This is a genomic window from Streptomyces sp. NPDC005820 (genome assembly GCF_040630255.1).
In the GTDB taxonomy this organism is placed as follows: domain Bacteria; phylum Actinomycetota; class Actinomycetes; order Streptomycetales; family Streptomycetaceae; genus Streptomyces.
Window position 1 is genome coordinate 64,917 of sequence record NZ_JBEXXE010000031.1, and the last position, 24,055, is coordinate 88,971.

The following is a 24,055-nucleotide window of genomic DNA, read 5'->3' on the forward strand; positions in this document are numbered from 1 at the left end:
CGCCTGGGGGACCGGTCGGTGTCAGTCCTCGACGTCGACGTGGTCGAACGTCTTCAGCATCTCGCTCAGCACCCGCACGCAGGCCCGTACCTCGGCCTCGGTGAGGTCTCCGCCGACCTGGCGGTTGAGCATGTGCTCACGGCCGAGGACGAGGGTGACGAGCCGGTGGCCCTCCTCGGTGAGCCGGATCAGGGACGAGCGCTGGTGCGCGGGGTTCGGGACGCTCTCCACCCACCCCCGCTCCGCCGCGTCGTTGACCATGCGCTGGACGAACTGCCGGCTGAGCGCCATGACACGGCCCATCTGCGGGACGGTCATCTCCCCCTTCCTGCGCAGCAGGTCCAGCACCGAGCGCACGCCCACGGAGGCGCCCTCGACCGCCTCGCCCTGCTCCACCTTGCGCAGGGCGCGCCGGTAGAGCGGGCCGACCAGGTCGAAGACCTCGGTGAGGCGGTGGCCGAGTTCATCGGGCGGGAGAGGCGTGTCGTTCACCCCCACATCATGCACGCTCGGCAACATGACAACCGGGTTGTCAAAGTCTCGAGAAGATGACACCTTGGTTGTCATGACTGCTGCTGCGGAACCGCAGGACCTGAAGTACTTCACCTCCTCCGACGGCGACCTCGCCTACCGTGAGGCGGGCGCCGGGGACCTCGTCGTCCTCGTCCACTCGGGATTCGTCGACCACTGGGTCTTCGACGCCCAGGTACCGGCGCTCGCCGAGACCCACCGGGTGATCGCGGCGGACGTACGCGGGCACGGCTCCTCCGCCAATGCGAGCGGGCCCTTCCGCTGGACCGACGACCTCGCCGAACTGCTGCGCCACCTGGACGCGGGCCCCGCCGTGCTCGTCGGCGTCTCGATGGGCGGCCTCGTCGTCAGCGACACCCTGCTGGAACATCCGGAACTGGTCCGGGCGGCCGTCGTCTGCGGTGCCTCCACCGGCGAGTTCCAGGACTCCGACCCCTGGCACCGGGAGATCCAGGCCGCCCTGGCGCGGGCGCTCGCCGCCGGAGACATCGAAGGCTGGCTGACGGCCTTCCTCGACTACGTGCCCGGTGCGCACCGCACACTCGACGACATCGACCCGGACATCCCGCGCCGACTGCGGGAGATGGCCCTCAACACCCTCTCCAAGCACACGCCCGGCGAGCGGGACTGGCTGGTGCGGGTGACCGACACCTGGTCCCGCCTCCCGAAGGTCGACGTCCCGGTGCTCACCCTGAACGGCGCCCTCGACACCCCCGACGTGATCGCCGCGGCACAGCGGCTGGCCGACTCCGTGCAGCACGGACGCGCCCACCTCATCGACGGCGTCGCGCACTACCCGAACCTGGAGAAGCCGGCCGAGTTCACCGCGGTGATCAGGGACTTCCTCCAGTCCCTCTGACACGGGGTGCCACAGGGGGTGCTACGGCACCACCGTCACCGGCCACCGTCCCGCCTTCACCAGCCGCACCGCGACCGAGCCCACGATCCGGTGCCCGGCCTGCTCGGAGGCGCCCACCACCACCGCGTCGGCCTTCAGCTCGTCCGCGGCCTTCACCAGACCGGTGTACGGGTCGCCGTGGAAGGTGTGGAACTCCCAGCGCATGTCGAATATCCCGCGCACGCGCTCGGTGGCCTCCCGGATCTGCGCGACCAGGTCCTCGGCGATCTGCCCGGTCGTCTCCGCGACCGGCACCCCGAAGGCCGCCCCCGCCGCCATCACCGGCTGCACGTACACCACGGCGAGCAGCGCGTGCTGGCGGCGGGCCAGACCGCCCGCGTAGGCCGCGGCCCGCAGGGAGGAGTCCGAGCCGTCGACCCCCACCACGATGACCTTGGGGCCGTCCGTGCCCCGCTCGAACCGCTGCGAGGGCTCCCGCGAAGGCTGCTGGGCATGCTGTTCCGTCACGGCCCGAGGCTATCGGAACCGCCGGCTCCCCCCACCGCCCGGCCCGGGCCCGGACCGCTCGACGGGCGGCCCCGCCCGGGTGTTCCTACAGTCGGTACATGAGTGCCACCGTGGACAGCGCCACGGCCGAGGACTCCGCGGGCCCGATACGACGGCCCGCGGACCGCTTCCCCGGCCGGGCGCCCGACGTCCTCGTGACCTTCTTCCGCGCCCTCGCCCTGCTCTGCCTGCCGGCGGCCCTCGCCGCCCCGCTGCGCGCCCTCCGGGGACAGCGGCGCCCGAAGAGCGGGCCCCGGCCCACCGCCACCGAAGGCCCACCGCCCCCGGCGGCGCTCGGCCTCGACGGAGGGGACGAGGCCGGGGGCCCCGGTCCGGACGCGGACCTGCCCGAACAGGTCCGCGTCCGGCACCACCCCCTCGACCGGCCGCGCGCCGCCGGCCCCGACCTCGGCGACCACCTCCCCGGCACCGGCCGGGCGGGCACCGGCGACAAGGGCGGACCGGCCGTCTTCGGCACCTCCCGGCAGCCGACCACCCCCCGCCCGCGCCCCCTGCCCGACGAACGCCGCGGCCTCACCGACCCGGGACGGGGATCCGGATGCGCCCCCTCGACCGCACCGCCTCCCCGGGCGCCCCCACCGGCCTGACGATCCGCGGGACACCCCCTTCCCCCCTGGCGTGCCACCGCGAGACCGCGGACCGAACGGCGCTGCGCCGGAGGGTGGAATCGTGTGACCGGTGCGGTGCGCGGGGGGCCGGACGGGCGACTGATGACTGCATGAAGAAGGATCAGTTGTTCACACGGCGCCGGATCCTGCTCGTCGGCGCCACCGCCGCGGCCGGGGCGGCCGGAGCCGCCGGACTGCTCGTCCCGGGTGACGACGAACCGGCCGACGACGGCACGGGCCCGGCGGCCGGCGCCCCCGCCCGCCTCCCGATGAAGCCCTCCGCCTACCGCCTCCAGCCCCTCACCGGATACGGCCCCCCGAGCGCCGCACCCGACCGGGTCCCGGTCCGCCGCGAACCGCTGATGAGCCTGCCGGGCCGGGGCCGCACCATGGTGCTGACCTTCGACGACGGCCCCGACCCCCGCTACACGCCCCAGATCCTCGACACCCTCGCCCGCTACGGCGTCCACGCGATGTTCTTCGTGTGCGGGGAGATGGCCGTCGACCACCAGGAGCTGCTGGCCCGGATGGCCGACGAGGGCCACGTCGTGGGCAACCACACCTGGTCCCACCCCCTGCTCACCCAGCTCTCCCGCCGCCGCATCCGCTCCGAGATGACCCGCACCAGTGACGTCATCGAGACCGGCTACGGGGAGCGCCCCCGCTGGTTCCGCGCCCCCTACGGCGCCTGGAACCGCGCCGCCTTCCAACTGGGCGCCGAACTCGGCATGGAACCCCTCGCCTGGACCGTCGACACCCTCGACTGGACCACCCCCGGCACCCGCAGCATCGTCGACCGGGTCCGGCAGGGCGCCGGCCCCGGGGTGGTGATCCTCTCGCACGACGCCGGCGGCGACCGCAGCCAGAGCGTCAAGGCGCTGCGCCGCTATCTGCCCGAGCTGCTGGACTCCGGCTACCAGATCACCGTCCCCCGACGGCAGCACACCTGAACCGGGCCGCCCGCCCGGCCGGGACCGCTCAGCGGACCTCGACCAGGCGGGCGAAGGCGACGACGTTCCCGTCGTATCCGTTCGCCTTCGAGAAACCGCCCCCGCAGGTGATGACCCGCAGTTCGGGGGCGCCCTTGGAGGCGTAGACACGGTCGCCGGGGAAGTTGTTCTTCGCGAAGACCTCGATGCCGTAGATCTCGAAGACCGCCGTCTTTCCGTCCTGCCGCGCCACCTCGACGCGATTCCCCTTCTTCAGGGCGCCGAGTCCGTAGAACACGGCCGGGCCCAGCTTGTTGTCGACATGGCCGACCACGACCGCCGTCCCCTTCTCGCCGGGCGACACGCCCCCGGTGAACCAGCCCGCCAGATTGGGATCCTCCGGCGGCGGGGCGCCCACCCAGCCGTCCGCGTCCAGCCCGACCGGCATCACCGGGGCGTTCACCGAGATGGCGGGGATCACGACCCGGTCCGGCTGGGCGAACGGCAGCGCGGCCGGGGCCCGGCCGAAGGCGTCGGTGGCGGTGCGGCTGTCCGGAGCCGCCGCCGCGGCGGGCTGCGGCGGGCCGATGTCGAATTCCCCCGAACCATTCCGGATGAGCGCGAGACCGGTCAGCAGAACAAGCGCTATCACTCCCCAGGGGGCACGCTTCTTCTGCCGTTCCTCCTCTTCCGCCCGCTCGGACAGTTGGTAACCGGACATGCGGCATCCCCTTTCGACACGGCCGTCGCCGCGTCCCTATCGCGCATATCAGAACGCTAATTCCCGTACCGGAAACCGGCGACGGCTCACGGGCGAACGGGTGGCCGGCGCGCCTTTCGGTGCGCCATCCGAGTCGCCGCCCGGAGGATTTTTCCTACAGTCCGTGACCTGCGGCGATGGGTGATCACGCGCTTTTCCCCCGGCGTGTCCTCTCACCAGGACGGACCATTCCCGAAATGCGGGCGCGTGCACGGCATCTGAGGGTCGTTCCGGGAGGCGTTCTCTCGCCGACAGACCGGGGACGGGACCCGGGGCGCCTTCCGCGGAGGATCACATGCGCACCACCAGTCTTCGGAGAGTTTCGACGGCCTCGGCGGTCTCGGCCGCCGCGGTCGCCGCCCTGGGCCTCGCCGCCCCCGCGGCCGTCGCACGCGACGGCATGAACGTCAGTCCGAGCAACATCGTCGTCCAGCCGAGCGTGATCGCGCGGGGCGGCCAGATCACGGTGACCGTCGACGGCTGCCCGCAGGGCGGCACCATGACCTCGGACGCCTTCGGCACGGCCACCCTCACCTCGATCAGCGGCACCAACCAGACCGCCCGGGGCACCGCGACCATCAGCAACAACGCCCGCCCCGGCAGCTACGACCTCACCGTGACCTGCTCCGGCCGCACCCTGGTCAGCCCGCGCGCCTTCACCGTGCTCGGCGGTGTCCGCGGCGGCCTCGGCGGCAGCAGCTCCACCGGCGCCACACCCACCGACATCGCCATCGGCGGCGGGCTGGTCGCCGCGGCGGTGGCCGGCGGCGGGGTGTTCTGGATGCGCCGCCGGGCCGAACGCCGTATCTGAGGCGCGCTCACCCGCCGTATCGCCAGGCGTGCTCGCCCAGGGTCCATGACGGCACCGCCCACCCGGGTGGTGCCGTCAGGCCGTGTCGGCGCCCTTGCGGCGGCGCGCGAGGTGGTACGCCGTCCCGACCGAGCCCGCGATCAGCGCGGCCCCCAGCCCGATCTCCTTCAGGTCGAACCCTGCGACGGTGCCGCCCTCGCCGGCCTGGACGCCGTGGGGGAGCGGATAGGGCGTCGGAACGGGCCCGTGTCCGGCGGCGATGGTCAGCTCCTTGACGGCGCTGAGGCCGCCGCACGTGAACGTCACCCGGTACAGCGCCCCGGGCCTCGCGTCCCGGTCGACCAGCGCCACCGCCGAAGTGGACCCCCGGGGGACGGTGACCGCGTCGAACACGCCGGAGGTGACCGTCACCGAACCCTTGCAGCCGCTGACCTCGCGGTCCACCAGGAGCGTGACCTGGCCGCCCGCCGCGACGGTGGAGGGCAGCACCCGGTATCCCTCGGACATGACGTAGTGGCCGTCGTCGCTCGCGACGGCGGCCGAGGCGGTGAGGGTGAGGGCGGTCATGCCCAGCAGAGCGGCCGAAGCGACGCGTATCGCGCGCATGGTGGTTCCTCCGGTCTTCGAGGAGTCGCGGCGGACCTGTTCCGCTCGCGCCGTAAACGCACCTCGATGACCGAAACGCTAGGAACGGGTGTGCGCCCGCGCGATCGCAGTCGTACGAATGGGGCACGAATGTGGGCCGCTCAGGGGACAGCCGTTGGTACGAGAGGGGGACGGCACCGGCGTGGCGGCCGGATCCGTCCCCCCGACGGTGCGTCGACGCCCGGCGTCAGCCCCCGGCGTTCGGGAACAGATGCAGGAAGGGTTCGGCGGAGGCCGCGATGCCCCGGCTGTAGGGCGCGTCGAAGTCCCAGATGAGGAAGAGCAGGAAGGCGATCAGGGCGGAGAACAGCCCGGCCAGGATCAGCTCGCGGGGGGTCCGCCTGATCTGCAGCGCGAAGACCATGCCGATGGTGATGACACCGCCGGCCAGCAGCCCGAACCAGACCACTCCGGGCATGGTCGCCCCGGTCGAGCCGGCCCGGGCGTTGCGCGCCTGGTCCGCGGCGGCCATCTGGTCCAGGAGCGGCTGGTAGGCCTGCGCCTGGAAGTCGTTCGCGGGCCGGTAGTCCGTGACGTCGACCCGGACCTTCTGCAGGAGTGCGTCCCCGCGCTCGGTCACCTCGCCCTGGTCGGCCATCGTCTTCCACTCCGTGGTGACGACGTGTCCGACATAGGCGTTGACATCCGCCCGAATCCGGTCGCGGACGTCGGGCGGGTACACCCGCACCCGCTCCGAGATCTCGTGCAGCGCCTGGGCCTCCGCCTGGACGTGGTCCTCGGCGCCGCCCCGCGCGTCCCAGACCCCGGCGATGGCCAGGCCCAGGACGATGGCGTACACCACGCCGATCCACATCGTCATGTACTCGATGACGTCCGGGGTCTCGGACGGGTCCTCGTCCTCGGCGGCCGAGCGGTGCCGCAGAAAGGTCACGGCGACGACGACCGCGCAGGCGGCGAGCATCGCGAGGGTGAGAACAAGCCATTCCGGCAAGACATGCCTCCTGGATCGGCGCTAGCGGGGCCGCAGCGCGGCGACGGCGGCCAGTGCGGGCACGGTGATGAGCAGGACGTAGGTGACCGGAGGAGTGCGGTCACCGGTCGGCCGCGGGCGTGGCTTGGAGTGGTACTCGGGGTAGCTCACGGGGGTCACCGAGGGCCGTGGGGTGGGCTTGGGCGGGGTCGGCGTCGGAGTCGGCTTCGGCGTGGGGGCCGGCCGGGGCGGCGCCGCGGGTGCGGGCGGCGGAGGCGTCGGCGCGGGCCTCGGTCGCAGGCTCGGCTTCGGGGGAGGTGTGGACCTGGGCGTCGGTTTCGGCGTGGGCTCGGGCTTCGGCGGCGGGGGCGGCGGGGGTGTCGGTTTCGGCGTCGGGGCAGGGCACACCGTGGGCATCGGGGGCTTCGGGAACTTCGGCGCTTCCGGGAAATCCAGTGAATCCGGAAAGTCCGGCGACGTCGGCGGCGTCGGCCAGGAGTGGCCGCGGCCTCCCGCGACCGCCACCGCCGAAGTGCCGCCCCGGCCCGTGGAGGCGTACGCGCACGCGTCGGCCGAGGCCACCCCGGCCGGTGCGGCCGCGAGGATCCAGGCCGCCGCCGCAAGGGACAGCGCCCGGGTGACGAGGGCGGATCGGGTCGGTTGGGGTCCATGCACGACCGAGATCATGCGGTCCGCCGCGTCCCCGTACGCGCCCGAGCACCGGGATTGCCCCGAACGGGGGAAGTCCGCGCCCGAAGGTTTGGCGGGCGCGTGTTCGCGCGTCCACTCCAGGCACAGGTGTACGACCCCGCGAGGGGCCCCGCCACCCGGCGTGCAGCGGCCCCCCCGAGAGTCCCCGACCACAGGCACCGGAAAGTTTTTTGTGCCGTGTTTGAACACAACGACCGCCGCCATGCGTACCCAGTGCCGTGCGGCGGCGCAGCAGGGCGCTGCAACACCCTTAGGACTATCGGGGAGTTGTTGACGATGAAGACCTCCTGGCGGAGCGCCTCACTCGTGGCGAGCGCTGTGGGCGTTCTGGTGCTGACGACGGCGTGCGGTCAGGAAAGCGGTACGTCCGCGTCCAGCCAGAACGTGGGCGCGACGGCCCAGGCCGGCAGCATCGCGGGTGTCGGCAGCGGCATCGGCGGTGTCGGCGCCGGTACGGGTGCCTCGGTGAGCGCGAGCCCGACCGACGCGGCCGGTGCCGGTGCCGGTGCCCAGGGCGCCACCGCGGGCGAGCTGGCGATCACCACGAACGCCGAGCTCGGCAATATCCTGACCGACTCGAAGGGCATGACCCTCTACCGCTTCGACGCGGACACCGCCGAACCGCCGAAGTCGAACTGCGACGGCGACTGCGCCACCACCTGGCCTCCGGTCTCGGCCGACGACGTCTCCGCGGGCGACGGCATCGACAAGTCGCTGCTCGGTGAGGTCACCCGGTCCGACGGCACCAAGCAGCTCACCGTGGACGGCTGGCCCGCCTACTACTACGCCAAGGACGCCAACGCCGGTGACACCTCCGGCCAGGGCGTGGGCAACAAGTGGTTCGCGCTGGCCCCCGACGGCAAGAAGGCCAAGGCGGAGTCGGCGTCGGCCGCACTCTCCGTCCGCAACGACCCCAACCTCGGCAAGATCGTCGTCGACAAGAACGGCATGACGGTCTACCGCTTCGTCAAGGACAAGGCGTGGCCCAAGCCGGTCTCGAACTGCAACGACGCCTGCCGTGACAAGTGGCCCATCGTCGACCCGGTCGACTTCTCCCAGACCAAGGGGATCCAGGAGAAGGGCTACATGAACTTCACCCGGTCCGACGGCGACAAGCAGCAGACCATCAACTGCTTCCCGATCTACACCTTCTCCGGTGACAAGTCCCCCGGGGACATCAACGGTCAGGGCGTCGGCGGCACCTGGTATGCCGTGGCCCCCAACGGAGATCTGGTCGGCGCGCCCAAGCAGTAGGGATCACCTCCCCAGGGCTGATCCCCGCACCTGCTGAACGAGCGCGTCCGACCACAGGTCCGCCCCCTCCACGCCGCACGGAGGGGGCGGATCGCCGTTTTCCCGTTCATGCCGCGTATGCGTAGACTTTCGCCGCCCTCCAGGCGGCTTCCGGCACGTGCCGCAGGCAGTGACCGGGAACGGACGGTCAATTTCCGTTTCCACTCGCCCCTTTGGCGGGCGATCAGTAGCCTCAGCTCGAACACCGGATCGCCTACGCCTTGGAGAGAGAGATGGAGCGTCCCGCCTGGGCCCCTCGGAGCATCGACATCTCGGTGCCGAGCGTCTCGCGGATCTACGACCACTTCCTCGGCGGTTCGCACAACTTCGAGGTCGACCGGGAGGCGGCCCGCCGGGCCATGGCGTTCACCCCCGGGCTGCCGAAGATCATGCAGGCGAACCGGGCGTTCATGCGGCGCGCGGTGCGCTGGGCGGCCGGCGAGGGCATCACCCAGTTCCTCGACGTCGGCTCGGGCATTCCGACCTTCGGCAACGTCCACGAGGTCGCCCAGGCCGCGAGCCCCGGCGCCCGGGTCGTCTACGTCGACCACGACCCGGTGGCCGTGGCGCACAGCCAGGCCGTCCTGGAGGGCAACGAGGACGCGGGCGTGGTCGCCGCCGACCTGCGCAAGCCGCAGGAGATCCTGGGCAGTTCCGAGGTGCAGAGGCTGATCGACCCGGACCGGCCGGTGGCGCTGCTGCTGGTTGCGATACTGCACTTCGTGGAGGACGCGGACGACCCGTACACGGCGGTGGCCGAGCTGACCGAGGCGCTGGCGCCCGGCAGTGTGCTCGTCCTCACACATGCCTCGTACGAGGGAATGCCGGTGGCACGGGAACAGACCGAGGCGATGGTGGACGTGTACAACGACATCCGCCTCCCGCTGATCATGCGCACGCGTGACGAGGTCGCGCGGTTCTTCGAGGGGTACGACATGGTGGAACCGGGACTGGTGCCGATGCCCTGCTGGCGGCCGGAGACGGACCCTCAGGACGAGGATCCGTACGCGTTCTGCGGGTTCGCCGGCGTGGGGCGTACCGCGTGACCGCCGCGCCGGACGGGCCGGAGGACAGACTGCGCCGGTTCGCGACGATCTGGAGCCGGGCCGTGTTCCCGGTGACGTCGACGTCGCTGACCCGGCCGGAGTTCGAGGAGCAACTCCTGCCGTCGGCCCGGCGGCTGCGTGAGGCACTGCTGGCGAGGACCTTCGACGCGGACACCGGCCGAGCGGTCGGCGCGGCCCTCGTCGAGGCGCACTGCACCGACCCCGAGGCGCTCAGCCGCGCCCTCGACTGCGTCGACGCCTATCTGGTGCTCTACTGCGGCGAGGACGGCCCCCAGGAGGACCTGCGCACCCGGGCCTCCCGGCTGCAGCACGCCATGGCCGCCGGGTACGCACAGGCCCTGCGCGAGCGCACGCTCGCCGAGCAGGAGGCCATCGCCCAGGCCGCGCTGCAGGCCCAGGGCGTGGTGGCGCAGGCGCTGCATGCGAGCGAGGCCCGCTTCCGCGCGGTCTTCGAGGGCGCCGCGATAGGGATCGGCATGGCCGACCTCGACGGCAACATCCTCCAGGTCAACGGCGCGCTGCTGCGCATGTTCGGCATCTCCGAGCAGACCATGCACGGCCGCAACGTGGTGGAGTGGACGCACCCCGAGGACGCCCCGCAGACCTGGAAGCTCTACGAGGAGCTCGTCCGCGGCGAACGTGAGCACTACCACCTGGAGAAGGCGTTCTACCGCCCCGACGGAACGGTCCTGTGGACCAACCTCACCGTCTCCCTCCTCCGGGACGCCGACGGCGACCCGCAGTACCAGCTGGCCCTGATGGAGGACACCACCGAGCGTCGGCTGCTCAACCTGCGGCTGCGTTACGAGGCCACCCACGACGCGCTCACCGGCCTGCCCAACCGCACCCTGTTCTTCGAGCGTCTGGAGAAGGTGCTGGGCGCCGGGGAGCAGCAGGGCTTCGGCCTGTGCTACCTCGACCTGGACGGCTTCAAGACCATCAACGACAGCCTCGGCCACGCGGCCGGCGACCGGCTGCTCGTCGAGGTCGCCGACCGGCTGCAGTCCTGCGCGACCGCGCCCGGTGAGATGGTGGCCCGCCTCGGCGGCGACGAGTTCGTGGCGCTGACCACCGGCACCGAGACGCGCCGCGAGGTCGACGAACTCGCCACGCGCATCCAGAACGCGCTGGTCGCGCCGGTGCGCATCGACGGCCGGGAGCTGACCGTGCGCGGCAGCATCGGCATCGTGGAGGGCCGGGCGGGGGAGCGCAACGCGGCGGAGGTGCTGCGCAGCGCCGACATCACCATGTACCGGGCCAAGTCGGCGGGCGGCAACCGCTTCGAGCTCGCCGACCCGGAGGCCGACGCCCGCGCGATCACCCGGCACGGTCTCACCACCGCGCTGCCGGCTGCCCTGGAACGCGGTGAGTTCTTCATCGAGTACCAGCCGCTGGTCCACCTCGGCGACGGCAGCGTCAGCGGCGCGGAGGCCCTCGTCCGGTGGCTGCACCCGCAGCACGGGGTGCTCGGCCCCGACCGGTTCATCCCGCTCGCCGAGCACACCGGGCTGATCGTGCCCCTCGGCCGCTGGGTCCTGGAACAGTCCGTGCGGCAGGCCCGCGCCTGGCGAGAACGCGGCGGCGACTCGGCGCCCCTGCGGATCAACGTCAACCTCTCGCCGTGCCAGCTCACCCATCCCGGGCTGGTGCAGGACACGGTCGACATCCTGGAACGCGCGGGCGTCGAACCGCAGGCCCTGTGCCTGGAGGTCACCGAGTCCGCCCTGATCGGCGCCGACGACGACCTGCTCAAACCGCTGCGCCGGCTGGCCGAGATGGGCATCGACATCGCGCTGGACGACTTCGGCACCGGCTACTCCAACCTCGCCAATCTGCGCCGGCTGCCGGTGAGCGTCCTCAAGCTGGACCGCTCCTTCACCCAGGGCATGCAGCAGTTCCCCGCCGACCCCGTGGACCTCAAGATCGTCGAGGGGATCGTCTCACTCGCCCACGGCCTCGACCTCGCGGTCACCGTCGAGGGCGTGGAGACCGGCGCCCAGGCCGAACAACTCCGCATACTCGGCTGCGACACCGCCCAGGGCTGGTACTACGCCCGCCCGGGCCCACCGGAACGCCTGCACGAGCTGGCGCTGGTCGACGCGACGGGGTGAGGGAAGAACTCGGTTGCGGGGGTGCCGGGGCCCGGTGTGATGATCTTCGGATGACCGATGCCTCAGACGATGCCTCAGACGATGCTTCAGACGACGTACAGCAGGCGATCGCCGGCGAGCTGAGCCTCACCGACCCCGCCGTCCGCTCCTCCCGCGCCCGCTTCGAGCCGCTGTTCGACCCCGAGTTCGTCGAGGTCGGCTCCTCGGGCCGGCGCTACACGTACGACGAGATGCCGGCCTGGCTGCCCGACAACGCGGGCAGCTCGGCGGGCGGTCCCCGCTACGAGCCGTCGGCCGTCACGGGCGTCCTCCTGGCCCCCGGCCTGGTCCACCTCACGTACGAGACGGACTTCGACGGCCGACGGGCCCGCCGCAGCTCCCTGTGGCGCAAGCAGAGCGAGGAGACCGGCTGGCGGATGTACTACCACCAGGCGACGCCCGTCCCGCCCGAGGCCGGGTAGCGGTTCGGGGCGTCAGCCCGCCGCCCGCTCCCCTCCCTCCTCCGCCACCGCCACCGCCGCCCGGACCAGGGCCGCCGTCGCCCTGGAGCGGGACTGCCGGGGCCAGGCGACGGCCAGGACGGCCGGGGGCGCGTCCCGGACGGGGCGGTAGACGACACCGGGGCGGGGATAGCGGTCCGCGACGGACGCGGGCAGCAGGGGGACGACCTCGCCCAGGCCGACGAGCGTGAGGAGCTGGGCGAGATCCTGGCCCCTGCCGCGGACCTCGTCGATGTACCGGTGCACCTCGTCGGCGCGCAGCCCCAGATCGGCGAGGCACAGCCCCGCCCGGGCGGCCAGCGGATGGCTCACGGCGAGGGCGGCGACGCGCGGTTCGAGAGCCAGGTCCTCCGCGTCGAGGCCGGCGCGGTCGTACGGCTCGTAGACCAGGGCGACATCGGCCTCGCCCCGGCGCAGCAGCCGGGACTGCTCGTGCCAGGCGCACAGCCGGACGGAGACCGGCACCGCGGCCGGGTCGGCGGCGTACCGCGCGAGGATCGCCTCCAGCAGTCCGCCGTCGCCGTCGGCCTTCACGGCCAGCTCCAGCTTCGGCCCGCCGGCGGCCGCCCGCCGGGCCCGTCGCCCGGCGGCCTCCAGCGCCTCCAGCGCGAACCGGGCCTCCGGCAGCAGGACTTCGCCCGCCGGGGTCAACGTCACGCTGTGCGTGGTGCGTTCGAAGAGTACGGCCCCCAGCTCGCCCTCCAGCGCACGGATCGCCCGCGACAGCGGCGGCGGCGAGATGCCCAACCGCTCGGCGGCGCGGGCGAAGTTGAGCTCCTCGGCGACGGCGACGAAGTAGCGCAGCGGACGGGACTCCACGGGTCTGCCCTCCGGTCGGTGTTGCCCTGAGGGTAACAAGCGCGTGCGAACCGGACCTTCAGTTCACCGGACCGTGGCGGCAGGCTCGTGGGTGTCCCAACAAGCCTTGTTCCAGGAGCAGTTCATGATTGTGGTCACCACCCCGACCGGGCAGATCGGCCGTGAGGTCGTCGCCCGTCTCCTCGACGCCCCCGAGGGTTCCGTGCCGGTCCGGGTGATCGTCCGCGACCCCGCCGCCCTCGCCCCCGAGGTGCGCGAGCGCGTGGAGGTCGTCCAGGGGTCGCACGCCGACCCCGCCGTGCTGAAGGAGGCCTGTGAGGGCGCCGACCACGTGTTCTGGCTGGTCCCGCCGCACCCCGGCGCCGACAGCGTCGAAGGACACTTCCGGGCCTTCACCGACCCGCTGTGCGAGGTCATCGAGGCGCAGGGCCCGGAACGGGTCGTGTCCGTCTCCACCCTGGGCCGCGGTGTCGCCCGCAACGCAGGGCTGATCTCCGCGGGGCTGGCCATGGACGAGGCGATCGCCGCCACGGGCGTCCACTACCGGGCCCTGTGTCCGCCGTCCCTGATGGAGAACGAGCTCCGCCAGCTGGCCTCGATCCGTGACGCGGGGGTCTTCTCCACGTCGCTCGTTCCCGACCGTGTGCTGCGCCTGTGCGCCACGCGCGACATCGGCGCCACGGCCGCCCGTCTGCTCCTCGACGACTCCTGGACCGGGCAGGAGGACGTTCCGATGGTCAGTCCCGACGACCTGACCCCCGAGGGCATGGCCGGCGTCCTCTCCGAGGTGCTCGACCGGCCTGTCCGCGTCGAGTTCACCCCCGCGGCGGAGCTCGGGGCGCGGTGGATCCGGTTCGGCGCCACCGAGGCCTGGGTGCGGGCCTTCGCCGACATGGTCGACGCCCAGAACACACAGGGCTTCTACGGCGCCGTGCAGCCCAGCACCCCCGACACCGCGCCCACGACCTTCCGCCAGTGGTGCGAGGAGGTGTTCAAGCCGGCCGCCCTCCAGGGCTGAGCCGGGGACTCAGCGCTCCAGCAGCATCCGCTGCAGCTCCCGCGCCGCCCGCGGCGGTGCCACATCGCTGCGGTGCGCGAGGGCGATCGCCCGGTGCAGACCGGGCCGGGCGAGCGGGGTGACCCGGAGCCCCCGGCCGGACCGGGCGGCCACCATCCGGGGCACGACGGCCACCCCGAGCCCGGCCCGGACGAACCCGAGCACCGCGTCCATCTCCCCGCCCTCGACCGCGAAGTCCGGCTCGAACCCCTCCGCCCGGCACGCGGCCACGGTCAGTTCCCGCAGGTCGTAGCCGTGCCGGAACATCACCAGACGCTCGCCCTCCAGATCGGCGATCCGGACCGTGCGCCGCCCGTCGCCCGGTTTCGGCGCCTCGGGGGAGGACACCACGACCAGGTCCTCGCGCAGCAGCTCGACCGTGGTCAGCGCGGGGGAGGGCGTCGGCAGGGGCAGCACGACCAGGGCGAGGTCGAGGGCGCCGCGGGCGAGCTGTCGTACGAGATCGTGCGAACCGCCTTCCTCGATCAGCAGCCGGATCCCCGGGTAGCGGTCGTGGAAGGCGCGCAGCACGTCCGGCAGCAGACCGGTGCACAGACTCGGGGTGGCCCCGAGCCGCACCCGGCCGCTGCGCAGCTGCACCAGCTCCTGCACCTCGTACCGCGCGGTCTCGGTGTCCTCGAGGATCCGCCGGGCCAGCGGCAGCAGCGCCTCACCCGCGTCGGTGAGTGTGATGTTGCCGCGCGCCCGCAGGAACAGATCCGCTCCCAACTCCCGCTCCAGCGCCCTGATCTGCTGCGACAGCGAGGGCTGCGCGACATGGACCAGCTCGGCGGCCCGGGTGAAGTGCCGGGTCTCGGCCACCGCCACGAAGTACTGGAGCTGCTGGAACTGCACCCCTCCAGGATAGGCCGATCGATAGAAGACGCCTATCGAAACGAGCCGTTTCATGTCTTGGACCGATGGGGCCGAACGGCCCTAGCGTCTGGAGACATGGCTCTGGCAACGCGGACGGACCGACGGCCGTCGATGGCGCGTACCGTGTGGGACTCCTCCGTCGGCAAGAAGACGGTGATGGCCGTCAGCGGACTGATCATGCTGCTGTACCTGGTCGTCCACATGATCGGAAACCTGAAGATCTTCTTCGGTCCCGGCGAGTTCAACCACTACGCGCACTGGCTGCGCACCGTCGGCGAACCGTTCATGCACTACGAGTGGACCCTGTGGCTGGTCCGCGTGGTGCTGGTCGTCGCCGTGATCGCGCACGCCACCTCCGCCTACCAGCTCAGCCGACGTGATCTCAAGGCACGGCCCAGCAAGTACGTGCACAAGAAGCCCCGCGCGAGCTACGCGACCCGCACCATGCGCTGGGGCGGGATCATCCTCGGCCTGTTCATCGTCTGGCACATCCTGGACCTGACCACCGGCACCGTGCACAGCGGCGGCTTCCAGGAGGGCCACCCGTACCAGAACGTCGTCGACACCTTCTCCACCTGGTACGGCGACGTCATCTACATCGTCGCCATGCTCGCCCTCGGCCTGCACGTCCGGCACGGCTTCTGGAGCGCCGCCCAGACCCTGGGCGCCGGCAGCCGCACCCGCGACCGCGCCCTGAAGGCCACGGCGAACGTCCTCGCGCTGCTGCTCACGGCCGGCTTCATCGCCGTACCCGTGAGCGTCATGACCGGAGTGGTGAGCTGAACATGACCTACACCGAGTACACGGCCGGCTCGGCGCTGACAGACGACAAGGCGCCCTCCGGACCCGTCGCCGAGCGCTGGGACACGCGCCGCTTCGAGGCCAAGCTGGTCAACCCCGCCAACCGGCGCAAGCACACGGTGATCGTCGTCGGCACCGGTCTGGCCGGCGGCTCGGCCGGCGCCACGCTCGCCGAACAGGGCTACCACGTCGTCCAGTTCTGCTACCAGGACTCCCCGCGCCGCGCCCACTCGATCGCCGCCCAGGGCGGCATCAACGCGGCGAAGAACTACCGCAACGACGGCGACTCGATCCACCGGCTGTTCTACGACACCGTCAAGGGCGGCGACTTCCGGGCGCGCGAGTCCAACGTCCACCGGCTGGCGCAGATCTCCGTCGAGATCATCGACCAGTGCGTGGCCCAGGGCGTGCCCTTCGCACGGGAGTACGGCGGACTGCTGGACACCCGCTCCTTCGGCGGCGTCCAGGTGTCGCGGACCTTCTACGCCCGCGGTCAGACGGGCCAGCAACTGCTGCTCGGCGCCTACCAGGCGCTGTCGCGGCAGATCGCCGCCGGGAACGTCGAGATGCATCCGCGGACCGAGATGCTCGATCTGATCGTCGTCGACGGACGGGCGCGCGGGATCGTGGCCCGGGACCTGATCACCGGGAAGATCGACACCTACTTCGCCGACGCCGTCGTCCTCGCCAGCGGAGGCTACGGCAACGTCTTCTACCTGTCGACGAACGCCATGAACTCCAACGCCACCGCGATCTGGCGGGCGCACCGGCGCGGCGCCTACTTCGCCAACCCCTGCTTCACGCAGATCCACCCCACCTGCATCCCGCGCACCGGCGACCACCAGTCCAAGCTGACCCTGATGAGCGAGTCGCTGCGCAACGACGGCCGGATCTGGGTGCCCAGGGCCAAGGGCGACACCCGCCCGGCGCACCGGATCCCCGAGGACGAGCGCGACTACTACCTGGAGCGCATCTACCCGTCCTTCGGCAACCTGGTCCCCCGGGACATCGCCTCCCGCGCCGCGAAGAACGTCTGCGACGAGGGCCGGGGCGTGGGTCCCGGCGGACAGGGCGTCTACCTGGACTTCGCCGACGCCGTCAAGCGCATGGGGCGCAAGGCCGTCGAGGCCAAGTACGGCAACCTCTTCGACATGTACCAGCGGATCACCGACGAGGATCCGTACGAGGTGCCGATGCGCATCTACCCGGCCGTGCACTACACGATGGGCGGTCTGTGGGTCGACTACGACCTCCAGACCACCGTCCCCGGCCTGTTCGCGATCGGCGAGGCCAACTTCTCCGACCACGGCGCGAACCGGCTCGGCGCCTCCGCGCTGATGCAGGGCCTGGCCGACGGCTACTTCGTCCTCCCGGCCACCATCAACGACTACCTCGCCCGCAACCCGAAGCAGGACGAGGTGGGCCGCGAACACCCGGTCGTGCAGGAGGTGCTGGCCGAGACCCAGGACCGGCTGAACCTGCTGCTGTCCGTCGACGGCGACCGCACCCCCGACTCCTTCCACCGCGAGGTGGGCGAGCTGATGTGGGAGTTCTGCGGCATGGCCCGCACCGACGCCGGACTGCGCAAGGCCCTGGAACGCATCCCGCAGATCCGCGAGGAGTTCTGGCGCCGCATCAAGGTCCCGGGCACCGGCGAGGAGTTCAACCAGTCCCTGGAGAAGGCCAACCGGGTCGTCGACTACCTGGAGCTCGCCGAGCTGATGTGCCTCGACGCGCTGCACCGCGCCGAGTCCTGCGGCGGCCACTTCCGCGAGGAGTCCCAGACCCCGGACGGCGAGGCAGCCCGCCGGGACGAGGAGTTCGCGTACGCCGCCGCCTGGGAGTTCACCGGCACCGGCGAGGCCCCCGCCCTGCACAAGGAAGACCTGGTCTTCGAGTACGTCCACCCCACCCAGCGGAGCTACGCATGAAGCTCACCCTGCGCGTCTGGCGGCAGCGCACCGCCGAAGCCGACGGCGCCATGTCCACGTACGAGGTCGACGGCGTCTCGCCCGACATGTCGTTCCTGGAGATGCTCGACACCCTCAACGAGGACCTCATCCTGCGCGGTGAGGACCCGGTCGCCTTCGACCACGACTGCCGCGAGGGCATCTGCGGCGCCTGTTCCCTCGTGATCAACGGCGATGCGCACGGGCCCGAGCGCACCACCACCTGCCAGCTGCACATGCGGTCCTTCTCGGACGGCGACACGATCGACGTCGAGCCGTGGCGGGCGTCGGCGTTCCCGGTGATCAAGGACCTGGTCGTCGACCGGAGCGCCTTCGACCGGATCATCCAGGCCGGCGGTTACATCACCGCGCCGACCGGGGCCGCGCCCGAGGCGCACGCCACGCCGGTGCCGAAGCCGGACGCCGACTTCGCGTTCGAGCACGCGGAGTGCATCGGCTGCGGGGCCTGCGTGGCGGCCTGCCCCAACGGGGCCGCCATGCTGTTCACCTCCGCCAAGATCAACCACCTGAACGTGCTGCCGCAGGGCGCGCCCGAGCGCGAGACCCGCGTCCTGGACATGGTGGCGCAGATGGACGAGGAGGGGTTCGGCGGCTGCACGCTCACCGGGGAGTGCGCCACCGCCTGTCCGAAGGGGATTCCGCTGGTGTCCATCACGAGCATGAACAAGGAGTGGTTGCGAGCGGCCCGCAGGGTGAAGCGGTAGCGCCGTAGGGAAACCGTCGGCATCGGTCGAAAGCCTGGCATTCAACATTCCCACATCCCTACTCCCGGCACCGGACACGTACACGCCAACCAGGGTCGGGAGAAACAGGGGGAGCGCCACCGTCCCCGATGTGGCCCGTGCCCAGGAGTGAGCCATGACCGGCGTTTCCACCCTCGACCGTCCCCAGCAGTCCACGGCACCCGTCCGCTACACCGTCACCCTGGCCCGCGACGAGGCCGACGTGCGGGCCGCGCAGCGGCTGCGGCACGAGGTCTTCGCCGGTGAGATGGGCGCCCTGCTGTCCTCCCCGCAGCCGGGCCTCGACGTCGACCCGTTCGACGCCTACTGCGACCACCTGCTGGTGCGCGACACGGAGACCGGCCAGGTCGTCGGCACCTACCGGCTGCTGCCCCCGGAGCACGCCTCGGTCGCCGGACGACTCTACTCGGACGGCGAGTTCGACCTGAGCCGTCTCGACCCGATCCGGCCCGGCCTGGTCGAGGTCGGCCGCTCCTGTGTCCACCCCGACCACCGCGACGGCACGGTCATCGGCCTGATCTGGGCCGGCATCGCCCGCTACATGGTGGACCGCGGCCACGAGTGGCTGGCCGGCTGCTGCTCGGTCCCGCTCGCCGACGGCGGCGCCCTCGCGGCCGCCACCTGGGACCGGGCCCGCGAGAAGCACATGGCGCCCGAGGAGTTCCGGGTGCGCCCGCTGCTGCCCTGGACCCCGAAGGAGGCCGCGCCCGCGGCCCCGGCCGCCCGGACCGAACTGCCCGCCCTGCTGCGCGGTTACGTCCGCCTCGGCGCCTGGGTGTGCGGCGAGCCCGCGCACGATGCGGACTTCGGTGTCGCCGACCTGTTCGTGCTGCTGTCGATGCGCCGGGTCAACTCGCGCTACCTGCGGCACTTCCTCTCCCTCGTGCCGAGCGCGGAATGAGCGTCTGGCTGCCCGGCGCGCCCTGCACCCCGCGGGCGTGCGTGGAGGGTACGGCGTCCTGGACGACCGTGCCGCGAGCCGTGCTGCGGCTCGTGGCGGTGGTCGTCCTGGTGCTGGCCGGGGTCGCGCTGTCCCCGCTCGGCCGGCGCATCCCGGCGGCTGCGATCCGGCGGTGGAGCCGGGCCGTCGTCCGCGCGGCCGGGCTCCGGATCCGGGTGACCGGCGAGTCCGCGCCCGCCACCGGCGGACTGCTCCTGGTCGCCAACCACATCTCCTGGCTGGACATCCCGCTGCTGGCCGGTGTCCGCCCGGCCAGGATGATCGCCAAGAAGGAGATCCGGGAGTGGCCGGTGGCGGGCGCGATGGCCGCGAACGGCTGCCTGTTCATCGAACGGGACCGGCTGCGCGCCCTGCCCGGCACGGTCGCCACCATCGCCGGGGAGCTGCGGTCCGGGCACGCGGTCGCGGTGTTCCCGGAGGGCAGCACCTGGTGCGGCCGGGCCCAGGGACACTTCCGGCGCGCGGTGTTCCAGGCCGCGCTCGACGCGGGGGTCCCGGTCCAGCCCGTCCGGATCCGCTACCGGGACGCCGCCGGGGCGGCCAGCACCGTGCCCGCCTACGTCGGCGACGACTCGCTGCTCGCGTCGCTGTGGCGGGTGACCTCGGCGCGCGGGCTGGTGGCGGAGGTCGAGGTGCTCCCGCTGCTCGCACCGGACGGCGCCGCCGACCGCAAGACACTCGCGGCGGCGGCCGGGGAGCGGGTCCTGGCCGGTCCCCACGCACACCGTGGCGAGTCCGCCGAGCACCGTCGTGCGTCCGATGAATTCCCCGCAAGCGGGGGGCCGTCGGGCGCACGGGATGGGATCATGGCGCGCGTCCCGACCATCTGAGGGGAGCGCGCGCGTGAGCACAAGCCCGGCCGGCCGAACGGTCCTGGTCACCGGAGGCAGCGGCTTCGTCGCGGCGCACCTGGTGCGGCAGCTCCTCGAGGGCGGCCACCGGGTGCGTACGACGGTCCGCGGTACGGCGAACACCGCCAAGCTCGCTCCGCTGCGCGCCCTCCAGGACGCCCACCCCGGCCGGCTCGACCTCTTCGAGGCGGACCTGCTGCGCGAGGGCTCCTTCGACGAGCCGATGAAGGGCTGCGCGGTCGTCTTCCACGTGGCCTCGCCCTTCCTGATGCCGGAGAGGATCAAGGACGGGCAGCGGGACGTCGTCGACCCGGCCCTGCAGGGCACCCGCAACGTCGTCGGGGCCGTCGACCGCACGCAGACCGTGGAACGCCTGGTGTTCACCTCCACCGTGGGCGCGATCTTCGGCGACTACGCGGACGTCGACCGCATGGACGGCCGGGTCCTGTCGGAGAAGTACGTCAACACCACCAGCACGGTGGAGAACAACCCGTACCACTACGCCAAGACGGTCGCCGAGCAGGCCGCCTGGGACGCCGAGGCCGCGCAGAGCCGCTGGCGCATGGTCTCCCTCAACCCCGGTCTGATCCTCGGCCCCTCGCTCACCCCCGCCTCCGACTCGGGCAGCCTGTTCCTCCTCGACGAGCTGTTCAAGGGCTACTTCTTCTACGGCGCCCCCGACTTCAGCTTCACCACGGTCGACGTCCGGGACGTGGCCGCCGCCCACCTGGCCGCCGCCGAGCACCCGGACGCCCACGGCCGGTACATCCTCGCGGCCGAGGAGATGACCTCCTTCCACCAGATGGCGACCCTGCTCCGCAGGCACCACCCGCGCGACCTGCGCCTGCCCCGCATCGCCCTCCCACACTGGCCGGTCCGTATCCTCGGCCCCGCCTTCGGCCTCTCCCAGGACTACATCCGCAAGCACCTCGGCATCCGCTTCCGCGTCGACAACCGCCGGAGCACCGAGGAACTGGGCCTGGCCTACCGCCCGATCGAGGAGACCCTCCTGGACCACCACCGGTCCTGGAGCGAGCAGCGCCGCCGCCGTCCGGCCGCCGCCTAGGGCCTGTCGTTTGGATCAGGTCGGCTGAGCCGACGTGGCCTCTCGGCCGAGCCGAGCGGGGTGTGGTGCGTGCGGCTGCAAGGCGGAGGAGGGCGGCGACGCGATGGGGGGTCCCCCCGCTCGAGCGCAGCCGAGAGTGGGGGAGTCGTCAACTGACGACAACGCCGCAGACGTGCGTGCCACACCCCGCGACGCGCGGCATGATCCAAACGACAGGCCCTAGGGGCCGAAGCTCCACACGTTCCCCACCGGCCTGCCGTCCCGCCGCAGCACCGTGCCCAGCAGGGCGGTGAGGTCCTCCTCGACCTCGGCGACGAGATCCGCGCCGAAGACGCAGAGGGACTCCTCCACGAAGTTCCCGTAGGTGCCCATGCGCAGATCGGCGGTGACCTGGATGACGTTCTCGTCGACGAGGTAGGCGTACCCCGGCCAGCGGGGCTGTCCGGGCCCGCCGACGCGCGTGGGGTCGCAGCGCGAGCCGCTGATGTACCACTTCAGTCGGTACAGCCGGTCCCCGCGACGTCCACGGGCCCGCAGTCCGCGCGCGATCACGTCCTCCACCTCGGCGAGCAGCGGGTCGCGCCGCGTGTGGTCGACCGCCGCCATGTGCCAGGTGACCGAGCCCGGCGGTTCGGCGATCCCGTCGTAGGCGGTCTCGTACGTGACCTCGAAGCGCTTCTCGAACCGTCGCCAGATCTCGTCGTGCTCCGGGTGGCCCAGCAGTTGACCCGCCGGCCGTTCCCGGGCCGGTTCGCCGGGCGGGGCCCAGCGGTACGTCGTCACCCCGGCGATCTCGTGGAAGCCGGCCGCGAGATGGGCCTCGGCCGGCTCGCCGCCCGCCTCGGCCACGAGGTACCGGGCCGGCGGCCGGCCCCACAGCCCCCGGGCCGCCCACTGCCCGGCCGCGTGCAGCAGCTCGGGGCGGGGACCGGAGATCCCGCCGACCGAGGCGAAGTCAGTGCCGGGCACGCGCTCCAGCCAGATCCCGTCGACGAGCCGCCCGTGCCGTTCCAGGACCAGGACGGTCATCTCGGCGCCGGCACCCCGCCCGCCGCCGTCGGCCTCCAGCTCGCTCAGCGGCCTGCGCTGCCCGGGAGCGGCGGCGGCCAGCCGGTGGATCGCCGCGCGTTCGGCGTGGGAGCCGTGCCGGGGTCGTACGGACGAAGGGGCCCGCGGGGCGGGCATGTCCGCGATCTCGGCCACCAGCAGACGGCGGGCCGGGCCCGCGGTGAACCCGGCCTCGGCCAGGGCCGACGCGAGCCCCGGCGTGTCGTGGGAGTACACCTTCCACTCCACCGGCTCGACCCGCGCCGCGCACACCTCCTGCTGCCGGCGGACCAGGCCGGGCAGGTCGGCCCCGGTGAGGTCCCGGTGCTCCACGACCGCGTGGGTGCCGTGGTGCACCCGGACCACCGGCCCGTCCTCCTCGGTGACCGTGCCCCAGGGCGGGTCCGGCGGCACCCGGCCGCGCAGTTGCTCGTCGTGGGCGGCCAGCAGCTCGGCGACGGTCACTCGGTGTTCTTCCCCCGGTTCACGATCCCGGCCAGTCGCCGGTGGGAGTCCAGCAGTGCCGTACGGTCGTACGTGCTGGTCGTGACGAGGATCTCCTGGGCGCCGGTCTCCTTCAACAGGGTTTCCAGCTCGTGCGCCACCTGCTCCTCGGTGCCCGCGATGTGGCCGGTCAGTCCGGACTCGTAGAACTCGCGCTCCTTCGCGGTCATCGTGCGGGTGCCGACCCGCTCGGCGGGCGGCAGCGGCGGGAAGGTGCCGTGGGTGCGGGAGTGCGCCATCGACCAGGCCTCCGGGATCAGCAGCCGCCGGGCCTCCCCGGAGTCGGCGGCCACGGCGACCGTGCCGGAGACGACGACGTACGGCTCGGCCGCCCAGGGGGAGGGGCGGAATCGCGCACGGTAGGTGTCGATGCCGCGCCGCATCTTCTCGCGGTTCCGGAGGTCGCCGATGACCATCGGCAGGCCCGCACGGGCGGCGATCGCCGCGCCCTCGCCCATGGCCAGCACGAACGGCGGCACCGTGAGCCCCTCCGCCGGGTAGGCGTGCACCCGGGTGGGGGAGGCGCCCCGGAACCAGCCGAGCAGGTCCTCCAGCTGGGCGGCGAAGTCGTCGGCGTCGTCCTTGTCGCGGCCGAGCGCCCTGCGCACCCCGTCGGTGAAGCCCACCGAGCGGCCCAGACCCATGTCGATCCGGCCCGGGAAGAGGGACTCCAGGACGCCGAACTGCTCGGCCACCACCAGCGGCCGGTGGTTGGGCAGCATCACCCCGCCGGTGCCGACCCGGATCGTGCGGGTCGCCCCGGCCACGGCGGCCGCGAGGACGGTGGGCGCCGAGCCCGCGACGCCGGGGACGCCGTGGTGCTCCGAGACCCAGAACCGGTGGAAGCCGAGCCGCTCCGCCTCCCGCGCCAGCGACACCGTGTCCCGCAGTGCCTCCGCCGCGGTGTGGCCCTCGCGGATACGGGAGCGGTCGAGGACGGAGAAGCGGGCCGAGGCGATCACGGAGCTCATACCTCGTTCAACACCTGACGGCCCCCGGGATTCCCGCGGGTTCGCCGCCGTGCGCTCTGGAGGAAG

General features: G+C 72.4%; 25 protein-coding genes. 15 read left to right on the plus strand and 10 right to left on the minus strand.

The genetic code is table 11. The annotated features are described in order from the left end of the window. Nucleotides 1–21 precede the first annotated feature (21 nt). Nucleotides 22–498: a MarR family winged helix-turn-helix transcriptional regulator gene (locus ABZ464_RS33090; protein ID WP_359283244.1), complete on the minus strand. Its 477-nt coding sequence runs from the start codon at nucleotides 496–498 to the stop codon at nucleotides 22–24. Nucleotides 499–565: 67 nt separating this feature from the next. On the opposite strand from ABZ464_RS33090, the gene ABZ464_RS33095 reads away from it, so the two are divergent. Next, a complete protein-coding gene (locus ABZ464_RS33095; protein ID WP_359283105.1) occupies nucleotides 566–1,390 on the plus strand; it encodes an alpha/beta hydrolase in 825 nt (274 codons plus the stop codon). Nucleotides 1,391–1,411: 21 nt separating this feature from the next. Here the strand turns inward: ABZ464_RS33095 and ABZ464_RS33100 are convergent, their stop codons facing one another. Further along, nucleotides 1,412–1,897, minus strand: coding sequence for a universal stress protein (locus ABZ464_RS33100; protein WP_359283107.1), 486 nt, complete (start codon nucleotides 1,895–1,897; stop codon nucleotides 1,412–1,414). Between the two features lie 98 nt (nucleotides 1,898–1,995). On the opposite strand from ABZ464_RS33100, the gene ABZ464_RS33105 reads away from it, so the two are divergent. Both ABZ464_RS33105 and ABZ464_RS33110 read left to right on the plus strand, forming a co-directional pair. Further along, nucleotides 1,996–2,544 (plus strand): hypothetical protein, encoded by a 549-nt coding sequence (locus tag ABZ464_RS33105; RefSeq protein ID WP_359283110.1) that lies wholly within the window; start codon nucleotides 1,996–1,998, stop codon nucleotides 2,542–2,544. Between the two features lie 131 nt (nucleotides 2,545–2,675). Then, on the plus strand, nucleotides 2,676–3,515 hold the full coding sequence (locus ABZ464_RS33110; protein WP_359283113.1) for a polysaccharide deacetylase family protein: 840 nt from the start codon (nucleotides 2,676–2,678) through the stop codon (nucleotides 3,513–3,515). Between the two features lie 28 nt (nucleotides 3,516–3,543). Here ABZ464_RS33110 and ABZ464_RS33115 read toward each other — a convergent pair whose 3' ends face one another. Beyond that, nucleotides 3,544–4,215 carry a class F sortase gene (locus ABZ464_RS33115; RefSeq protein WP_359283115.1) on the minus strand — a complete coding sequence of 224 codons (672 nt, stop codon included), beginning with the start codon at nucleotides 4,213–4,215 and terminating at the stop codon, nucleotides 3,544–3,546. 334 nt (nucleotides 4,216–4,549) lie between these two features. On the opposite strand from ABZ464_RS33115, the gene ABZ464_RS33120 reads away from it, so the two are divergent. After that, nucleotides 4,550–5,065 carry a hypothetical protein gene (locus ABZ464_RS33120; RefSeq protein ID WP_359283118.1) on the plus strand — a complete coding sequence of 172 codons (516 nt, stop codon included), beginning with the start codon at nucleotides 4,550–4,552 and terminating at the stop codon, nucleotides 5,063–5,065. Nucleotides 5,066–5,140: 75 nt separating this feature from the next. Here the strand turns inward: ABZ464_RS33120 and ABZ464_RS33125 are convergent, their stop codons facing one another. From ABZ464_RS33125 to ABZ464_RS33135, 3 genes are all read right to left on the minus strand, one after another. Continuing rightward, nucleotides 5,141–5,671 (minus strand): hypothetical protein, encoded by a 531-nt coding sequence (locus tag ABZ464_RS33125; RefSeq protein WP_359283119.1) that lies wholly within the window; start codon nucleotides 5,669–5,671, stop codon nucleotides 5,141–5,143. Nucleotides 5,672–5,897: 226 nt separating this feature from the next. After that, complete coding sequence (locus tag ABZ464_RS33130) at nucleotides 5,898–6,662, minus strand: hypothetical protein (protein ID WP_359283122.1); 765 nt, start codon at nucleotides 6,660–6,662, stop codon at nucleotides 5,898–5,900. 21 nt (nucleotides 6,663–6,683) lie between these two features. Further along, nucleotides 6,684–6,812 (minus strand): hypothetical protein, encoded by a 129-nt coding sequence (locus tag ABZ464_RS33135; protein WP_359283125.1) that lies wholly within the window; start codon nucleotides 6,810–6,812, stop codon nucleotides 6,684–6,686. A gap of 816 nt (nucleotides 6,813–7,628) precedes the next feature. On the opposite strand from ABZ464_RS33135, the gene ABZ464_RS33140 reads away from it, so the two are divergent. The 4 genes from ABZ464_RS33140 (at nucleotide 7,629) to ABZ464_RS33155 (ending at nucleotide 12,284) form a co-directional block, all read left to right on the plus strand. Then, nucleotides 7,629–8,606, plus strand: a complete 978-nt coding sequence (locus tag ABZ464_RS33140; protein WP_359283126.1) for an SCO0930 family lipoprotein — start codon at nucleotides 7,629–7,631, stop codon at nucleotides 8,604–8,606. A gap of 272 nt (nucleotides 8,607–8,878) precedes the next feature. Beyond that, the gene (locus ABZ464_RS33145; RefSeq protein WP_359283127.1) at nucleotides 8,879–9,691 is read left to right on the plus strand and encodes an SAM-dependent methyltransferase; all 813 of its coding nucleotides are present in this window, start codon (nucleotides 8,879–8,881) and stop codon (nucleotides 9,689–9,691) included. Then, entirely contained in the window at nucleotides 9,688–11,823 is a 2,136-nt protein-coding gene (locus ABZ464_RS33150; protein WP_359283130.1) for an EAL domain-containing protein, read from the plus strand. The genes ABZ464_RS33145 and ABZ464_RS33150 overlap by 4 nt, the downstream gene beginning before the upstream one ends. Nucleotides 11,824–11,873: 50 nt before the next feature. Continuing rightward, nucleotides 11,874–12,284 carry a DUF4440 domain-containing protein gene (locus ABZ464_RS33155; RefSeq protein WP_359283131.1) on the plus strand — a complete coding sequence of 137 codons (411 nt, stop codon included), beginning with the start codon at nucleotides 11,874–11,876 and terminating at the stop codon, nucleotides 12,282–12,284. Between the two features lie 12 nt (nucleotides 12,285–12,296). Here ABZ464_RS33155 and ABZ464_RS33160 read toward each other — a convergent pair whose 3' ends face one another. Next, on the minus strand, nucleotides 12,297–13,142 hold the full coding sequence (locus tag ABZ464_RS33160; protein ID WP_359283133.1) for a LysR family transcriptional regulator: 846 nt from the start codon (nucleotides 13,140–13,142) through the stop codon (nucleotides 12,297–12,299). Nucleotides 13,143–13,266: 124 nt separating this feature from the next. On the opposite strand from ABZ464_RS33160, the gene ABZ464_RS33165 reads away from it, so the two are divergent. Further along, complete coding sequence (locus ABZ464_RS33165) at nucleotides 13,267–14,160, plus strand: NAD(P)H-binding protein (protein WP_359283134.1); 894 nt, start codon at nucleotides 13,267–13,269, stop codon at nucleotides 14,158–14,160. A gap of 9 nt (nucleotides 14,161–14,169) precedes the next feature. On the opposite strand, the gene ABZ464_RS33170 is transcribed toward ABZ464_RS33165, so the two are convergent. Next, complete coding sequence (locus tag ABZ464_RS33170) at nucleotides 14,170–15,054, minus strand: LysR substrate-binding domain-containing protein (protein ID WP_359283136.1); 885 nt, start codon at nucleotides 15,052–15,054, stop codon at nucleotides 14,170–14,172. A 132-nt stretch (nucleotides 15,055–15,186) separates the two neighbouring features. Here ABZ464_RS33170 and ABZ464_RS33175 point away from each other — a divergent pair, with 132 nt between their 5' ends. The 6 genes from ABZ464_RS33175 to ABZ464_RS33200 all read left to right on the plus strand — a co-directional run bounded on the left by ABZ464_RS33175 (nucleotide 15,187) and on the right by ABZ464_RS33200 (nucleotide 21,467). Then, nucleotides 15,187–15,858 (plus strand): succinate dehydrogenase, encoded by a 672-nt coding sequence (locus ABZ464_RS33175; protein ID WP_359283247.1) that lies wholly within the window; start codon nucleotides 15,187–15,189, stop codon nucleotides 15,856–15,858. Nucleotides 15,859–15,860: 2 nt separating this feature from the next. Further along, complete coding sequence (locus ABZ464_RS33180; RefSeq protein ID WP_359283139.1) at nucleotides 15,861–17,807, plus strand: fumarate reductase/succinate dehydrogenase flavoprotein subunit; 1,947 nt, start codon at nucleotides 15,861–15,863, stop codon at nucleotides 17,805–17,807. Further along, nucleotides 17,804–18,550, plus strand: a complete 747-nt coding sequence (locus ABZ464_RS33185; RefSeq protein ID WP_359283140.1) for a succinate dehydrogenase/fumarate reductase iron-sulfur subunit — start codon at nucleotides 17,804–17,806, stop codon at nucleotides 18,548–18,550. The genes ABZ464_RS33180 and ABZ464_RS33185 overlap by 4 nt, the downstream gene beginning before the upstream one ends. 154 nt (nucleotides 18,551–18,704) lie before the next feature. Further along, entirely contained in the window at nucleotides 18,705–19,490 is a 786-nt protein-coding gene (locus ABZ464_RS33190) for a GNAT family N-acyltransferase (protein ID WP_359283141.1), read from the plus strand. Then, nucleotides 19,487–20,380, plus strand: coding sequence for a lysophospholipid acyltransferase family protein (locus ABZ464_RS33195; RefSeq protein ID WP_359283144.1), 894 nt, complete (start codon nucleotides 19,487–19,489; stop codon nucleotides 20,378–20,380). Before ABZ464_RS33190 ends, ABZ464_RS33195 begins: the two co-directional genes overlap by 4 nt. A 13-nt stretch (nucleotides 20,381–20,393) precedes the next feature. Beyond that, nucleotides 20,394–21,467: an NAD-dependent epimerase/dehydratase family protein gene (locus tag ABZ464_RS33200; protein ID WP_359283147.1), complete on the plus strand. Its 1,074-nt coding sequence runs from the start codon at nucleotides 20,394–20,396 to the stop codon at nucleotides 21,465–21,467. 219 nt (nucleotides 21,468–21,686) lie between these two features. On the opposite strand, the gene ABZ464_RS33205 is transcribed toward ABZ464_RS33200, so the two are convergent. Continuing rightward, complete coding sequence (locus ABZ464_RS33205; protein ID WP_359283149.1) at nucleotides 21,687–22,979, minus strand: DUF2716 domain-containing protein; 1,293 nt, start codon at nucleotides 22,977–22,979, stop codon at nucleotides 21,687–21,689. Beyond that, nucleotides 22,976–23,989: an LLM class flavin-dependent oxidoreductase gene (locus ABZ464_RS33210; protein ID WP_359283152.1), complete on the minus strand. Its 1,014-nt coding sequence runs from the start codon at nucleotides 23,987–23,989 to the stop codon at nucleotides 22,976–22,978. Before ABZ464_RS33210 ends, ABZ464_RS33205 begins: the two co-directional genes overlap by 4 nt. Between the last annotated feature and the right edge of the window lie 66 nt (nucleotides 23,990–24,055).

Coding starts and splice junctions, on each gene's coding strand:
- ABZ464_RS33095 (WP_359283105.1), top strand. CDS start 566: ATGACTGCTGCTGCGGAACCGCAGGACCTGAAGTACTTCACCTCCTCC.
- ABZ464_RS33105 (WP_359283110.1), top strand. CDS start 1,996: ATGAGTGCCACCGTGGACAGCGCCACGGCCGAGGACTCCGCGGGCCCG.
- ABZ464_RS33110 (WP_359283113.1), top strand. CDS start 2,676: ATGAAGAAGGATCAGTTGTTCACACGGCGCCGGATCCTGCTCGTCGGC.
- ABZ464_RS33115 (WP_359283115.1), bottom strand. CDS start 4,215: ATGTCCGGTTACCAACTGTCCGAGCGGGCGGAAGAGGAGGAACGGCAG.
- ABZ464_RS33120 (WP_359283118.1), top strand. CDS start 4,550: ATGCGCACCACCAGTCTTCGGAGAGTTTCGACGGCCTCGGCGGTCTCG.
- ABZ464_RS33125 (WP_359283119.1), bottom strand. CDS start 5,671: ATGCGCGCGATACGCGTCGCTTCGGCCGCTCTGCTGGGCATGACCGCC.
- ABZ464_RS33140 (WP_359283126.1), top strand. CDS start 7,629: ATGAAGACCTCCTGGCGGAGCGCCTCACTCGTGGCGAGCGCTGTGGGC.
- ABZ464_RS33145 (WP_359283127.1), top strand. CDS start 8,879: ATGGAGCGTCCCGCCTGGGCCCCTCGGAGCATCGACATCTCGGTGCCG.
- ABZ464_RS33155 (WP_359283131.1), top strand. CDS start 11,874: ATGACCGATGCCTCAGACGATGCCTCAGACGATGCTTCAGACGACGTA.
- ABZ464_RS33165 (WP_359283134.1), top strand. CDS start 13,267: ATGATTGTGGTCACCACCCCGACCGGGCAGATCGGCCGTGAGGTCGTC.
- ABZ464_RS33175 (WP_359283247.1), top strand. CDS start 15,187: ATGGCGCGTACCGTGTGGGACTCCTCCGTCGGCAAGAAGACGGTGATG.
- ABZ464_RS33180 (WP_359283139.1), top strand. CDS start 15,861: ATGACCTACACCGAGTACACGGCCGGCTCGGCGCTGACAGACGACAAG.
- ABZ464_RS33185 (WP_359283140.1), top strand. CDS start 17,804: ATGAAGCTCACCCTGCGCGTCTGGCGGCAGCGCACCGCCGAAGCCGAC.
- ABZ464_RS33190 (WP_359283141.1), top strand. CDS start 18,705: ATGACCGGCGTTTCCACCCTCGACCGTCCCCAGCAGTCCACGGCACCC.
- ABZ464_RS33195 (WP_359283144.1), top strand. CDS start 19,487: ATGAGCGTCTGGCTGCCCGGCGCGCCCTGCACCCCGCGGGCGTGCGTG.
- ABZ464_RS33210 (WP_359283152.1), bottom strand. CDS start 23,989: ATGAGCTCCGTGATCGCCTCGGCCCGCTTCTCCGTCCTCGACCGCTCC.